Annotated in this window: 14 protein-coding genes; 9 read left to right on the plus strand and 5 right to left on the minus strand. The window is 69.4% G+C overall.

All coding sequences use genetic code 11. The features are described from left to right. Positions 1 to 36: 36 nt before the first annotated feature. The 4 genes from ACSFBE_RS19575 (at position 37) to ACSFBE_RS19590 (ending at position 3,448) form a co-directional block, all read left to right on the plus strand. Entirely contained in the window at positions 37 to 939 is a 903-nt protein-coding gene (locus ACSFBE_RS19575; RefSeq protein WP_435492087.1) for a LysR substrate-binding domain-containing protein, read from the plus strand. A gap of 10 nt (positions 940 to 949) precedes the next feature. After that, positions 950 to 1,594: an ABC transporter ATP-binding protein gene (locus ACSFBE_RS19580; RefSeq protein WP_435492088.1), complete on the plus strand. Its 645-nt coding sequence runs from the start codon at positions 950 to 952 to the stop codon at positions 1,592 to 1,594. A gap of 96 nt (positions 1,595 to 1,690) precedes the next feature. Further along, entirely contained in the window at positions 1,691 to 2,962 is a 1,272-nt protein-coding gene (locus ACSFBE_RS19585; protein ID WP_435492089.1) for an MFS transporter, read from the plus strand. Between the two features lie 84 nt (positions 2,963 to 3,046). Continuing rightward, on the plus strand, positions 3,047 to 3,448 hold the full coding sequence (locus ACSFBE_RS19590; RefSeq protein ID WP_435492090.1) for a phage holin family protein: 402 nt from the start codon (positions 3,047 to 3,049) through the stop codon (positions 3,446 to 3,448). On the opposite strand, the gene ACSFBE_RS19595 is transcribed toward ACSFBE_RS19590, so the two are convergent. The 3 genes from ACSFBE_RS19595 to ACSFBE_RS19605 all read right to left on the minus strand — a co-directional run bounded on the left by ACSFBE_RS19595 (position 3,445) and on the right by ACSFBE_RS19605 (position 7,400). Then, the gene (locus tag ACSFBE_RS19595) at positions 3,445 to 3,927 is read right to left on the minus strand and encodes a bacteriohemerythrin (RefSeq protein ID WP_435492091.1); all 483 of its coding nucleotides are present in this window, start codon (positions 3,925 to 3,927) and stop codon (positions 3,445 to 3,447) included. The genes ACSFBE_RS19590 and ACSFBE_RS19595 overlap by 4 nt on opposite strands. A 76-nt stretch (positions 3,928 to 4,003) precedes the next feature. Next, positions 4,004 to 6,013: an acetoacetate--CoA ligase gene (locus ACSFBE_RS19600; protein WP_435492092.1), complete on the minus strand. Its 2,010-nt coding sequence runs from the start codon at positions 6,011 to 6,013 to the stop codon at positions 4,004 to 4,006. Between the two features lie 91 nt (positions 6,014 to 6,104). Then, a complete protein-coding gene (locus ACSFBE_RS19605; protein ID WP_435492093.1) occupies positions 6,105 to 7,400 on the minus strand; it encodes a hypothetical protein in 1,296 nt (431 codons plus the stop codon). Between the two features lie 97 nt (positions 7,401 to 7,497). On the opposite strand from ACSFBE_RS19605, the gene ACSFBE_RS19610 reads away from it, so the two are divergent. Continuing rightward, positions 7,498 to 7,923 carry a hotdog fold thioesterase gene (locus tag ACSFBE_RS19610; RefSeq protein WP_435492094.1) on the plus strand — a complete coding sequence of 142 codons (426 nt, stop codon included), beginning with the start codon at positions 7,498 to 7,500 and terminating at the stop codon, positions 7,921 to 7,923. 10 nt (positions 7,924 to 7,933) lie between these two features. On the opposite strand, the gene ACSFBE_RS19615 is transcribed toward ACSFBE_RS19610, so the two are convergent. Beyond that, positions 7,934 to 8,482: a lysozyme inhibitor LprI family protein gene (locus ACSFBE_RS19615; protein WP_435492095.1), complete on the minus strand. Its 549-nt coding sequence runs from the start codon at positions 8,480 to 8,482 to the stop codon at positions 7,934 to 7,936. Between the two features lie 271 nt (positions 8,483 to 8,753). On the opposite strand from ACSFBE_RS19615, the gene ACSFBE_RS19620 reads away from it, so the two are divergent. Beyond that, a complete protein-coding gene (locus ACSFBE_RS19620) occupies positions 8,754 to 10,040 on the plus strand; it encodes a solute carrier family 23 protein (protein WP_435492096.1) in 1,287 nt (428 codons plus the stop codon). Positions 10,041 to 10,052: 12 nt separating this feature from the next. On the opposite strand, the gene ACSFBE_RS19625 is transcribed toward ACSFBE_RS19620, so the two are convergent. After that, positions 10,053 to 11,117, minus strand: a complete 1,065-nt coding sequence (locus tag ACSFBE_RS19625; protein WP_435492097.1) for an acyltransferase family protein — start codon at positions 11,115 to 11,117, stop codon at positions 10,053 to 10,055. Between the two features lie 189 nt (positions 11,118 to 11,306). Between ACSFBE_RS19625 and minC the strand changes: the two genes are divergently transcribed. From minC to minE, 3 genes are read left to right on the plus strand one after another with little or no spacing between them, the layout of a single operon-like run. Next, positions 11,307 to 12,062 (plus strand): septum site-determining protein MinC, encoded by a 756-nt coding sequence (gene minC, locus ACSFBE_RS19630; RefSeq protein WP_435492098.1) that lies wholly within the window; start codon positions 11,307 to 11,309, stop codon positions 12,060 to 12,062. 50 nt (positions 12,063 to 12,112) lie between these two features. Then, positions 12,113 to 12,928, plus strand: coding sequence for a septum site-determining protein MinD (gene minD, locus ACSFBE_RS19635; RefSeq protein ID WP_435492099.1), 816 nt, complete (start codon positions 12,113 to 12,115; stop codon positions 12,926 to 12,928). A gap of 3 nt (positions 12,929 to 12,931) precedes the next feature. Continuing rightward, a complete protein-coding gene (gene minE, locus ACSFBE_RS19640) occupies positions 12,932 to 13,210 on the plus strand; it encodes a cell division topological specificity factor MinE (RefSeq protein ID WP_435492100.1) in 279 nt (92 codons plus the stop codon). The last annotated feature ends 197 nt before the right edge of the window (positions 13,211 to 13,407 follow it).

Below are 13,407 nucleotides of genomic sequence, written 5' to 3' on the forward strand. Positions count from 1 at the left end.
GCCAGATATGAGTTCGACGAATATCTGGAGTACCGCATGCGCCGAAAGATCCCGCCCCTGCAAGCCCTGGTCTGCTTCGACGCCGCCGCCCGCCACGAGAGCTACACCCGCGCCGCGCAGGAGCTGTCGCTGACGCAGAGTGCGGTGTCGCGCCAGATCGGGGCGCTTGAAACCTTCCTTGGCGTCGCCCTGTTCCGCCGCACGCGACACGGCGTGGCGCTGACGCCCAGTGGCACCCGTTATGCGCGCCAGACCGCGCTGCGGCTGGAATCGATGGAGCGCGACACGCTCGACGCGATGGCCGACCAGGGCAGCGGCGGCTCGCTCGCGCTGGCGGCGGTGCCGACCTTCGCCACCCGCTGGCTGCTGCCGCGCCTGCCCGGCTTCGCGCAGCGGGAGCCCGATGCGGTGGTGCACATCGAAACACGCACCCGCCCCTTCCTCTTCGCCGACGGCGAGTTCGACGCCGCGCTCTATGCGGGCACGCCAGCGCAGGTGGCGAACTGGGCCGGCACGCGCGCGCTGCTGCTCATGCCCGAGGACGTGGTGCCGGTCTGCAGCCCGCGCCTGCTGCCGCGCGGCAAGGCTGTCGCGCCGACCGCCATCGCGCAGATGCCGCTGCTGCAGCAGAGCACCCGGCCCGATGGCTGGCGCCAGTGGTTCGACGCCCAGCAGGTCGACGCACCCCGCGCCCGCACCGGGCCGCGCTACGAGCTGTTCTCGATGCTGGCCACCGCCGCGGCGCACGGCCTGGGCGTGGCGCTGATGCCGACCATGCTGGTCGACGATGAGATTGCACGCGGCGAACTGGTGGTGGCCTGCGCGCGACCCCTGTCCGGGCAGCGCAACTACTACCTCGTCACGCCGGACCGCGGCGAGCCGCGCCCGCTGCTGGCCGCCTTCGCCGACTGGCTGGGGGCGCAGGCGCGGGTGCGTTAGGGTCGGCGCCATGAGCCCCGCATCGACACCCCCGATCCTCCACATCGACAACCTGCGCTTCGCCTACCCTGGCGATCCGCCGATCGCCACCGACTGGTCGTCGCGAATCGGTGCCGGCGTCACGTTGATGCACGGCGACACGGGCAGCGGCAAGTCGACGCTGCTGCGCGTGCTGGCCGGCGCCCTGCCCGCCATCGGCGGCCGGCTGACGCTGGCCGGTGCGTCGCTGCCGGGCGCGGCCGAGGCCTACCGCCGCCAGGTGTTCTTTGTCGACCCGACCACCGACGCCTTCGACGCGATGGGCGTGCAGGAATGCGCCGCGTCGCTGCGCCGGGCCGACGTGCCTTTCGACGCCGTGCGCTGGCAGGCGCTGGTCGAAGGCTTCTCGCTCGCGCCGCATCTCGAAAAGAAGATGTTCATGCTGTCGACCGGCTCGAAGCGCAAGGTGTGGCTGGCCGCCGCGCTCGCATCGAGCCGGCCGCTGACGCTGCTCGACGAGCCGACCGCGGGCCTGGACGCCGGCTCGATGCGCTGCCTGTGGCGCACGCTCGCGGATGTCGCGCAGGAAGGCGACCACGCGGTGATCGTCGCCAGCGGGGAGCGCGTCGTCGACGTGCCGCTGGCGGGCACCATCGCGCTGCCACTGGCCGGCTGACCGCCGTCGCACCGGCCACAATGTGCACCCAGGCGCGGCGCCAGGCCGACGCCGATGAAGGCCACCGCGAGATGGCGAATGACGAGACACCACCGCATGCCCCTCACTGCATCCGACGCGCGTCCGCACGACGCACACCAACCCGATTCGCGCTACGCCCTCTGGCGCCTGCTCGTCACGCTGCTCATCATGACGGTGGGCAGCAGCGGCATGTACGTGGTGTCGGTCGTCATCCCCGCGGTGCAGGCCGAGTTCGGCATCGACCGTGCCCAGGCCTCGCTGCCGTACACGCTGCTGATGATCGGCTTCGGTGTCGGCGGCGTGGTGATGGGCCGGCTGGCCGACCGCTTCGGCGTCATGTGGCCCCTGCTGGGCGGTGCGGTCGCCCTCGGCCTGGGCTACGTCGCGTGCAGTCTGGCGCCGAACATCGTCGTCTTCATCGCGGCGCAGGCGGTGCTGGTAGGGCTGCTCGGCAGTTCGGCCGCGTTCGCACCGCTGGTGGCCGACACCTCGCTCTGGTTCGCGAAGCGGCGCGGCATCGCGGTCGCGATCTGCGCCAGTGGCAACTACATCGCCGGGGCCGTGTGGCCGCCCATCGTGCAGCACTTCGTCGAGACGGTGGGCTGGCGTCAGACCTACCTGGGCATGGGCCTGTTCTGCGGCGTCGCAATGTTCGGGCTGGCGCTGTTCATGCGCCCGCGCCCGCCGGCCGTGGTGATGAACGCCGCACCGGTCGCCGGGTCGCCGATCGCGGCCGACACTCTGCGCCCCTTCGGCCTGAGCCTCGGCACCGCGCAGGGCCTGCTGTGCGTGGCCGGTGTCGCCTGCTGCGTGGCCATGGCGATGCCGCAGGTGCACATCGTGGCCTATTGCACCGACCTCGGCTTCGGCGCCGCGCGTGGCGCGCAGATGCTGTCGCTCATGCTGGCCTGCGGCATCGTCAGCCGGCTGGTGTCGGGCGCCATCTGCGACCGCATCGGCGGGCTGCGCACGCTGCTGCTAGGTTCGGCGCTGCAGTGCGTGGCGCTGCTGCTGTTTCTGCCTTTCGACGGGCTGGTGCCGCTCTTCGTGGTGTCGGCGATGTTCGGGCTGTTCCAGGGCGGCCTCGTGCCGTCGTACGCCATCATCGTGCGCGAGCACTTCCCGCCCGCCGAGGCCGGCGCGCGGGTCGGCACGGTGCTGATGTGCACGCTGCTCGGCATGGCGCTGGGCGGCTGGATGTCGGGCAAGGTGTTCGATCTGACCGGCAGCTACCACGCCGCCTTCGTCAACGGCATCGCGTGGAACCTGCTGAACATGTCGATCGCGGCGACGCTGCTGTGGCGGGTGCGCGGGCGGGTGGTGGGCCCGGCCGCCGTGCGGATGTAGGTCGCCGGCCACCACGCATGCGCCGATATGATCGGGTCGCATCGCCTCCCTCGCCTTCCAACGCCGCCTTTCGGCGTCCTCCACATGCTGCAGAACCTGACCCCCTTCCTCGTCCACTGGGCGATCATCGCGCTGTCGCTGTGGATCGCGAGCCACCTCTTCCGCGGGCTCACCTTCGACAGCACCGGCGCGCTGGTGGTGTCGGCCCTGCTGCTGGGCCTGGCCAACGCGGTGGTCAAGCCGCTGCTCATCGTGCTCACGCTGCCGCTGACGCTGCTGACCTTCGGGCTCTTCCTGCTGGTGATCAACGCGCTGATGATCCTGCTCGTCTCGGCGCTGGTGCGCGGCTTCAAGGTCTCGGGTTTCTGGACCGCTTTCTTCGCCAGCATCTTCATCTCGCTGCTGAGCATCGCGATCGGCGCGCTGGTGGGCGGCGGCGACCCGGCCACGACGATTCAGATGCCGCAAGGCGGCAACTGGCTCTAGGCCCGCACGGTCGCGCAGGCGACCGTGCCGCAGCCCTGCACAGGCTCCGCCGGCAGTGCCTGCGGCATGCGCACCTCGCCGCTGCCCGCATCGAAGCCCACGCTGCGCAGATGCAATGCCAGCGCCGCATCCATGGTCTGCGCATGCTGGACGAACCACACGGCCAGCTCGCGCGCCATCTGGCGGATCGCCTCGTTCTGGCCCTTCAGGCCCTGCACCAGCCCTTCGCACATGACCTCCAGCACCACACGGTGCTGCACGGTATGGCAGTTGGTGGACGTGAAGCCGGTGCGGCGCATCCAGTCGTCCTCGCGGCCGAAATGCTCGGCGGTGTGATCGACCAACGCACGCCAGGCGGCCACCAGCGTGGCATCGTCGGCCGTCTCGACGCGGGCCAGCAACGCGACGAATTCCTGATGGGTTTCGTCCATCACGGGCAGTTCGAGCGACAGCGACTCGGACCATTGCAGTACGGCCATGGGGCACTCCTTGGATCGGAAAGCCCCAGGCTAGCCACGGGCGGCCACTCGCGCCTTGACCTGCCTCAACACTCGATCAGAACGCCGGGACGGCAGCCTCCGCGCGCCGCGCCGCCAGCGCCACGAACCAGTCGAGGCTGGCCGGATTGGCCATCGCCTCCTTGTTGACCACTCTCTCGATCGGCTGGCCCAGCAGCAGCTTCTTGATCGGAAGCTCCTGCTTCTTTCCCGACAGCGTGCGCGGGATCTCGGGCACCACGAAGATGTCGTTGGGCAGGAAGCGCGGCGACAGCGAGGTCTTGATCGCGCCTTCGATCTTGGCGCGCACCGCGTCGTCGAGCACGGCGCCGGGGCGCAGCACGACGAAGAGCGGCATGTAGCTGTCGCGCCCCAGGTATTCGAGGTCGACCACCATCGAATCGAGCACCTCGGGCAGCGCCTCGACCGCGCTGTAGATCTCGCTGGTGCCCATGCGCAGGCCCTGGCGGTTGATGGTGGCGTCGCTGCGGCCGTAGATGATGCAGCCGCCATCGTCACCGATCTTGATCCAGTCGCCGTGGCGCCAGACACCGGGGTAGGTGTCGAAGTAGCTCGACAGGTAACGCGCGTTGCCTTCGTCGTTCCACAGGTAGAGCGGCATTGACGGGATGGGCTGCACGCAGACCAGCTCGCCGACCTCGCCGATGACCGGCTGGCCCTGCTCGTTCCAGGCCTCGACCGCATGGCCGAGTTGGCGGCACTGCATCTGGCCGGGCACTTCGGGCAGCTCGCGGTTGCCGCCGACGAAGGCGCCGCAGAAGTCGGTGCCGCCCGAAATGTTGCACCACCAGATGTCCTCGGAACCCGCAGCGCGAAACTGTTCGGTGCCCCATCGCTGCACATCTTCCGACAGCGGCGAGCCAGTGCTGCCCAGTGCCCGCACCCGCGACAGGTCGCCGCATTCGGCGGTGCTCACGCCAGCCTTCATGCAATTGGTGAAGTAGGCCGCACCAGCGCCGAAGAAGGTCACGCGGTGCTTCGCGACGAAGCGCCACAGCACGGCCCAGTCGGGCTTGTCCTTGCTGCCTGCCGGATGGCCGTCGTAGAGCACGATGGTCGCACCGAAGGCCAGGCCCGCCATCTGGCAGTTCCACATCACCCAGCCGGTGGAGCTGTACCAGTGGAAGCGTTCGCCAACGTTGTTCGGCCCGTAGCTCGCGCCGATGTCGTTGTGCAGACCGCAGGCGTACATCGTCATGACGATGCCGCCGTGCCCGTGGACGATGGGTTTGGGCAGGCCGGTGGTGCCGCTCGAATAGACGATCCAGATCGGGTGGTCGAAGGGCAGCCACTCGGGCGCGAAGGCCGCGACCGCGGCGTCGTCGCGCGCGATGGCGTCGGTCCAGTCGGCCTCGGCGTCGAGCTGCACGGCCGCGTACGGTGTGTGCAGCAACAGCAGCGTCTCGACGCTGGGCAGCTGCCCGCGCAGTTCCTGCACGACGGCGCTGCGGTCGAGCGCCTTGCCGCCGTAGTGCACGCCGTCGGCGGCGATGAGCACCTTGGGTTCGATCTGCCGGAAGCGGTCGGCCACGGCGGCCGTGCCCATGTCGGGCGCGCACACGCTCCACACGGCGCCGATGCTCAGGCAGGCCAGGCAGGCGACGATGGTCTCGGGCACGTTGGGCAGGTAGGCCGCAACGCGGTCGCCGCGCTGCACGCCGAGCGCCTTGAGCGTGAGCGCGACCGAGGCCACCTGGCGGCGCAGCTCGGGCCACGACATCTCGCGGACTTCGCCGCGCTCGTTGTCGCTCACGATGGCGGGCATGCCGGCCGCATGCGCCGCATCCGCATGGCGCAGCACCTCGCGCGCGTAGTTGACCTGCGCACCGGGGAACCACACGGCGCCCGGCATCTTGCGCGCCACGAGCACCGCGCTGCGCGGCGTCGGCGACTGCATGCCGTGGTAGTCCCAGATGCTCTGCCAGAAACCATCGAGGTCGGTGGTCGACCAGCGCCAGAGGTCGTCGTAGCGGTCGAAGGCGAGGCCGCGCGTGTCGCGCAGCCAGTCCTGGTAGAGGCGGAGTTGGGGGACGTTGGGAGCGGTCATGTCGCTCAGGAGCTTACGGCGCACAAGCCGCACGCGGCCACGGGGAATGTCCCATGGGCGGCCGCGCCGCTGTCCCGCCCGCGACGCGCCATCAAGGCGCCCGCGGGCCCTTGGGCGGCGTCTTCTTGGCGTCGTCGCCGAAGAGGCGTTCGACCTGCTGCCCGATGCGCGCGCCGATGGCCGTGCCCACGCCCGGCAGCACCGCGGTGCCGACGGCCGCACCGGTGAGCGCGCCACCGGTGAGCGACAGCGTCGGGTCGTCGAGCGAACCGCCGACCTTGAGCGGCACGCCGACCACGCCGTCGACCAGGTCGACCGCCACCTCGCCATCGATCGCGCGGTGGTAGATGCGCGCACTGCCGCTGGCGGTGAGCAGGCCGGAGCGCGCCTTCAGGCCGCTGTAGCGAAAGCGCATGCCGTCGTCGGTGCCTTCGGTGTCGAGCGTGCCGGTGAGTTCGTCCAGCGGCGTGCGGCCGCCGCGGCTGGTGCCGGCCGTCTGGATCGCCTTGGCCAGGTCGAAGCGGGTGAGCGTGGCGGGCCGCACCGAGAAGCGCGTGCGCGTCGTCGCATGGCGCCACAGCTCCGCCACGTTGGCGCCGGTGGCACGCAGCTCGGTGCGCCCATTCACCTTGCCGGCCACGGGCGCGCGGCGGCCGAAGGTCTGCATCAGCTGCTCGATGTCGATGTTGCGCGGTTCGAGTTGCGCGCTGAGCACCAGCGCGCCCTCCTTGTCGGTGGCCAGTTCGCTGTGCCCGTTCCAGGTGCCGCCGGCCACGTCGATCAAGGTGCGCCAGCGGTCGGCCTCGCCCTCGCGCTCCAGACGAAGTCGCGCGGGCGGCGTCACGCCGTGACGGCTGAACTCGGCGCTGCGCGGGCGCCACTGCGGGTCGAAGTCGATGCGACCGTCGTAGGCCAGCGCAATGTCGCGGCGGTCGACCCAGGTCAGTTCGGTGAAGCGCACCTGCTCGACCGGCACCGGCGCCAGCGTCCAGGCGCCGCCCGCGGGGGTCGGCGCCGCTTCCTTGCCGCGGAAAGCGCGCACGGATTCGCGTGGCAGCGCGGCGCCGTCGATAGAGACGCTGTCGACACGCAGTTCGCGCGAGAGCAAGGATCGCAGTTGCGGGCTCACTTCCAGCCGACGAATGCGGATGGGCTCTTCCTGCACAGTCGCGACGTCTTCCAGCACCACGCGGGCCGCGGGGAACACGGTCCAGTGCAGGTGGCCCACCGTCAGGCCGATGCCGGTGCGCTGTTCGAATTCGGAACGCACGCGGGCAGCGAGCTCGGCGTCACTCGGCACCCACCACGCGACCAGCGCCGCGCCGACGACCAGCAGGGCCGCGAATCCTGCCGCACCCCGTACCCACCAGCAACCTGTGCGTGTCATGCAACGAGCTTATCCGCGGGGCGATGGCGGGCCTGTCGGCCGCCGACCCGAGTTGGCCGCTCGGTATAGTTTTGGCCATTCCTTCTTCGGAGTTCACATGGCCATCTGGCAAAAACCGATCTCGCTCGAACTGCTCGCGGCCGCCAACGAGAAGACCGCCGCGAGTCGGCTCGGCATCGAGTTCACCGAGATCGGCGACGATTTCCTGCGCGGCCGCGTGCCGGTCGACGAACGCACGGTGCAGCCCTTTGGGCTGCTGCACGGCGGCGTGTCGGTGGTGCTGGCCGAGACGCTGGGTTCGAGTGGCGCCTACTATTCGGCGCCCGAAGGCCATGGCGCCGTCGGGCTCGACATCAACGCCAACCACCTGCGTTCCGCGCGCAGCGGCTGGGTGACGGGCACCGCGCGCCCGGTGCACCGGGGCCGGACGGTCCAGGTCTGGCAGATCGACCTGGTGAACGAGGCCGGCGACCTGACCTGCGTGTCGCGCCTCACGATGTCCATGCTGCTGCCGCGCGGCTGACCCGGCGCCCTCACCCCGGGCCGCGGCAGGCGTGGATGCGCTCGATGCGCCGGGTCATGCGCGCAGTGCTGTCGGCCAGGCAGAGGTTGCGTGCCGTGGGCTCCATGGCGCCACCGCCCCACTCCTTCGCCGCGCGCCAGGTGCAGGTGCTGTCGCGCAGGCTGCCCCAGCGTCGGATGCTGGCTTCGATCGTCGGTCGGCATGCCGGCAAGCGACGGACGGCTTCGGCCGCGGTGCGCCGCAGGGTCAACTCGGCCGATACGGCGTCGCGCTGGGCGCAGAAGGCGTCGCCCTGCGGCCGGGCCGTGCAGTCGGCGATGAGCCGACGGAGCTCGTCGGGGGAGCGCTCGCCGCGCCACGACAACTCGGACACAAGTTCCTCCATGGTGGGCGTCTGCAATGCAGCGGGCTGCGCCTGCACGGCTGCGCAAAGACCCATCGCAGCGAGCCACAGGCACAGGATGCTGCGCGCAGCGCGGGCGCGCACGCGCCATCGGGGGTCCCCGGCATCCCGGGTGCTCGCTCGGATGCGCCGACGCGCACCGTCTTGTGTGTCCATGATTCCTCCCTGTCGCTTTTGTTGAGGATGCAGGTTAGACACATTCGTGCGGACCTCATACGCAATCTGTCACGGTGTGACTGCAATTTGCGCGTTCGCCATTGATTCCGGTCTGTCGCCAATGGCGGCACCTCCGGCGGCTGGGTGGGTGCCCGGCGCTTCGACCACAATCCGCACCGCACCGCACCGCACCGCACCGCCAGGGCACGGGGACCGGCGCAGCGGTTTCGGCGACACCCATTCACACACCCCGCAACGAGGAGAAGAAGCAATGTTCAACTGGACTGAACGGCCGGCGTCCGCGCTGGTCGAAGGCGCCGTCGTCGCGCCCGACGAGCGCCTGCCCTGGCCGCAGACCGCGGCGATGGGCGTGCAGCACGTGATCGCGATGTTCGGCGCCACCGTGCTGGCGCCGATCCTGATGGGCTTCAACCCGAACATCGCCATCCTGATGAGCGGCGTCGGCACGCTGCTGTTCTTCTTCATCACCGGCGGGCGTGTGCCGAGCTACCTGGGCTCGAGCTTCGCCTTCATCGGGGTGGTGATCGCGGCCAGCGGCTATTCGGGCTCGGGGCCCAACGGCAACCTGGCGGTCGCGCTCGGCGGCATCGTCGCCTGCGGCGTGCTCTACATCGCGATCGGCGCACTGGTGCAGGCCGTGGGCACCGGCTGGATCGAACGCTTCATGCCGCCGGTGGTCACCGGCGCGGTGGTGGCCGTCATCGGGCTCAACCTGGCGGGCGTGCCGATCAAGAACATGCAGGCGGGCAACTTCGACGCCTGGATGCAGGCCATGACCTTCCTCTGCGTCGGCCTGGTCGCGGTGTTCGCGCGCGGCATGGTGCAGCGACTGCTGATCCTGGTCGGGCTGATCCTCGCGACCCTCGTCTACGCGCTGCTGACCAACGGCCTCGGCCTGGGCAAGCCGGTCGACCTGAGCGGCATCGCCAACGCGGCCTGGTTCGGCATGCCGGCCTTCACCGCGCCGGTGTTCACGGGCAGCGCCATGCTGCTGATCGCACCGGTGGCGATCATCCTGGTAGCTGAGAACCTGGGCCACCTGAAGGCCGTGACCGCCATGACCGGCCGCAACCTCGACCCGCTGATCGGCCGGGCCTTCATCGCCGACGGCGTGGCCACGGTGGTGAGCGGTGCCGCCGGCGGCACCGGCGTGACGACCTATGCCGAGAACATCGGCGTGATGGCGGCCACCCGCGTCTATTCGACGGCGGTGTTCGTGGTGGCCGCGGTCATCGCGCTGGTGCTGGGCTTCTCGCCCAAGTTCGGCGCGCTCATTCAGGCGATTCCGCTGCCGGTGATGGGCGGCGTGAGCATCGTGGTGTTCGGGCTGATCGCGGTGGCCGGCGCCAAGATCTGGGTCGACAACCGGGTGGACTTCTCGCAGAACCGCAACCTGATCGTCGCGGCCATCACACTGATCATCGGCACTGGCGATTTCACGCTGAAGTTCGGCCAGTTCGCGCTTGGCGGCATCGGCACCGCGACCTTCGGCGCCATCCTGCTGTGGGCGCTGCTCGGGCGGGCGCGCAACGCCTGACAACCCCTGAGGTCAAGGCGGCCGCGATGTCTTGCGCGCGGCCGTCAGGCGGGTGAGGACACGACGCACCGGCTGGTCGAAGCATCGGTCCAGCACCAGCGCCAGCGTGCACAACCCGACGGCGAACAGCACGCCGGCCAGGGGCACGTAGCCCGCCAGCGGCACGGCCAGTGGGCGTTCCAGCCATTCGCTCAGCGGCGCATGCAGCACGTAGATCGGATAGCTCAGCAGCCCGAGCAAGGACAGTCGCCGCGCGGTGCCGTCCGGCACCGCGGCCCGTGCGCCCAGGTAGACGCAGACCGGGAACACCAGCAGCACGGCGATCAGGTCCACGGTGCTTCCGAGGGCCTCGTAGCGCGGCACCAGCAGCAGCGCCGTGACGGCCGCGCACAGCGTCCACGGGCCCGGGCCGGCACCCGGTCGCAGCGGGCGGGCCAGGTGCAACCGGTGCAGGCCGATGCCGACGAAGATGCCGAAGACGGCACGCAGCGCACCACCCCCCAACGAACGCGTGCTCCAGACGAAGCCCACGTCCAGGCTGCCGTTGTACAGACCGGTGGCGACGACCCCGGCACCGCTGACCGCGATCACCGCCACCAGCACGCGCGGGGTCAGCCAACGATGCGTCAGCGCATAGAGGACGTTGACCGCCATTTCGTAGAACAAGGACCAGCCCGGCCGGTTGAGCTCGAACAGGCTGTCGCCGGCTTCGGGCATGCGCGAGGGCAGGAACAGCAGCATCAGCAGCAGCGGCACCACCCATGCGCCGGGTGGGTACAGGTCCCGCGCGACGACCATCGCGGCACCGAGTGCCGCCCCCAGGGCATGCAGCGGCCACAGGCGGATCCAGCGGACCCGCATGAAGCGCCCGGCGGAGAGTCGCCCGTCCCGCAACTGCTGCGCATAGGCGTGGCTGATCACGAAGCCGCTCAGCACGAAGAAGAGATCGACGGCGAGATAGCTGTGGTTCTTGGAGAGCCAGGGCGCACCCCAGTAGCCTTCCGTGTGTCGGGTCAGGACCAGGAGCGCGGCGATGCCGCGCATGCCGTCGAGCACCGTGAATTTTTGTGACTTCATCCCTGGTTGACACCTTCCAAAGTCATGGCACGCCGGTTTCTCCGGCTTAACACCGTCGCGACTATACGGGCCCGGCAGTTGAAACCTGATGCAAGAAACTGTTGCCGAACGCAGCTGAACTCCGGAGCGGAGGCCATTTCGGCCAAGCCCTGCCGTTAGACTTCAACGCTTTTCGGACGACCTTTTCCCATGGCCGATGCTTCCGCCGCGCGCAACAAGGCGGTATTCGAATTCAAGAGCGCCACGCTGCCCCTGGTGGCCGTGATTCTCAAGACCACCCGACTCGACGTGCTGGCCGACGCGCTGGACGCGCAGCTGGCCGACTCGCCCGACTTCTTCGAGCAGGAACCGGTGGTGATCGATCTGTCGCAGTTGCCGGACGATGGCGAGGCGGCCGACATCGACTTCATCGCGCTGCGCAACCTCCTGGCCCGCCACCAGACGCAGCCGATCGCGGTGCGCGGCGGCAGCGATGCGCAGCACGCGGCGGCCCGCGGCGTCGGGCTGTCCATCGCCGCGATGCCGGTGGCCCCCTCGCCGACGCCCCGTGCGGCAGCACCGGCCCCCGCAGCCGAAGCGCCGCAGATCGTGCGCGAGGTGCCGGTGCCCGCGCCCGGCACGCTGGTCATCGACAAGCCGCTGCGCTCGGGCCAGCAGGTCTATGCCCGCGGCGGCGACGTGATCGTGATGGCGGTCGTCAACTTCGGCGCCGAAGTGATCGCCGACGGCAACATCCATGTGTACGCGCCGCTGCGCGGCAAGGCGATCGCCGGCGCGCGCGGCAACACCGAAGCCCGCATCTTCACCACCTGCATGGAAGCGCAGCTGGTGGCGATCGCCGGCATCTACCGCACCTCCGAGGTCGCGCTGCCGGCGGACATCGCGGGCAAGGCGGTGACGATCCGCCTGGACGACAAGAAGCTTCTGATGGAGCCGATCCTCTGATCGCCGCTCCGCACACTCCTGAACAACCGAAAAACGAAGAAGGAACGGCAATGGCCAAAATTGTGGTGGTGACCTCGGGCAAGGGCGGCGTCGGCAAGACGACCACGAGCGCCAGCTTCGCGTCGGGCCTCGCGCTCGCGGGCAAGAAGACGGCCGTGATCGACTTCGACGTGGGCCTGCGCAACCTCGACCTGATCATGGGCTGCGAACGCCGCGTGGTGTACGACCTCATCAACGTGATCCAGGGCGAGGCCAACCTGAGCCAGGCGCTGATCAAGGACAAGCAGTGCGACAACCTGTTCGTGCTGGCCGCCTCGCAGACGCGCGACAAGGAAGCGCTGACGCAGGAAGGCGTCGAGAAGATCCTCAACGACCTGGCCGCGATGGACTTCGACTACATCGTCTGCGATTCGCCGGCGGGCATCGAGACCGGCGCGATGATGGCGATGTACTTCGCCGACGAGGCACTGGTCGTGACCAACCCCGAAGTCTCGTCGGTGCGCGACTCGGATCGCATCCTGGGCATGCTCAGCAGCAAGACCAAGCGCGGCAAGGAAGGCGGCGAAGGCATCAAGGAACACCTGCTCATCACGCGCTACAACCCGAACCGCGTGGCCGGCGGCCAGATGCTGTCGCTCGAAGACATCAAGGACATCCTGCGCATCAAGCTGATCGGCGTGATCCCGGAATCGGAGACGGTGCTCAACGCTTCCAACCAGGGCGTGCCGGCCATCCACGACAAGGGCACCGACGTGTCCGAAGCGTACAGCGACGTGGTGGCGCGCTTCCTCGGCGAAGACCGCCCCATGCGTTTCATCGAGGCGGAAAAGCCGGGCTTCTTCAAGCGCATCTTCGGAGGGAAGTAAGCCATGTCCTTCCTCTCCTTCCTGCTCGGCGAAAAGAAGAAGACGGCCAGCGTCGCCAAGGAGCGGCTCCAGATCATCCTCGCCCACGAGCGCTCCAGCCTTAGCGGCAAGAAGCGGCCCGACTACCTGCCCGACCTGCAGCGCGAGCTGGTGGCGGTGATCTCGAAGTACGTCTCCATCAACCCGGACGACATCAAGGTCCACCTGGAGCGCCAGGACGACCTCGAAGTGCTCGACATCAAGATCGAACTGCCCGACGCGACGCCGAGCCCGGCGCGCTGAGGCACGGCGCCTGCGGGCGCACGTGTACTTTCAGCCTCAGCACGGGGCGAGCCGAGGGGTTTTCCCCGTGTTGATCGAGGCTTTGTCTGCACGCGGTCCGCAGTAGAGTGCGGCGAGGACGGGAGAGATGCAGCGTGACAAGCCGCCGCCGATGAGCGGCTGCACGCCAACCACAGGCCGGCGCCTGGGAGCTCGCA

It is taken from the genome of Variovorax sucrosi (genome assembly GCF_051216635.1).
Lineage (GTDB): Bacteria > Pseudomonadota > Gammaproteobacteria > Burkholderiales > Burkholderiaceae_C > Variovorax.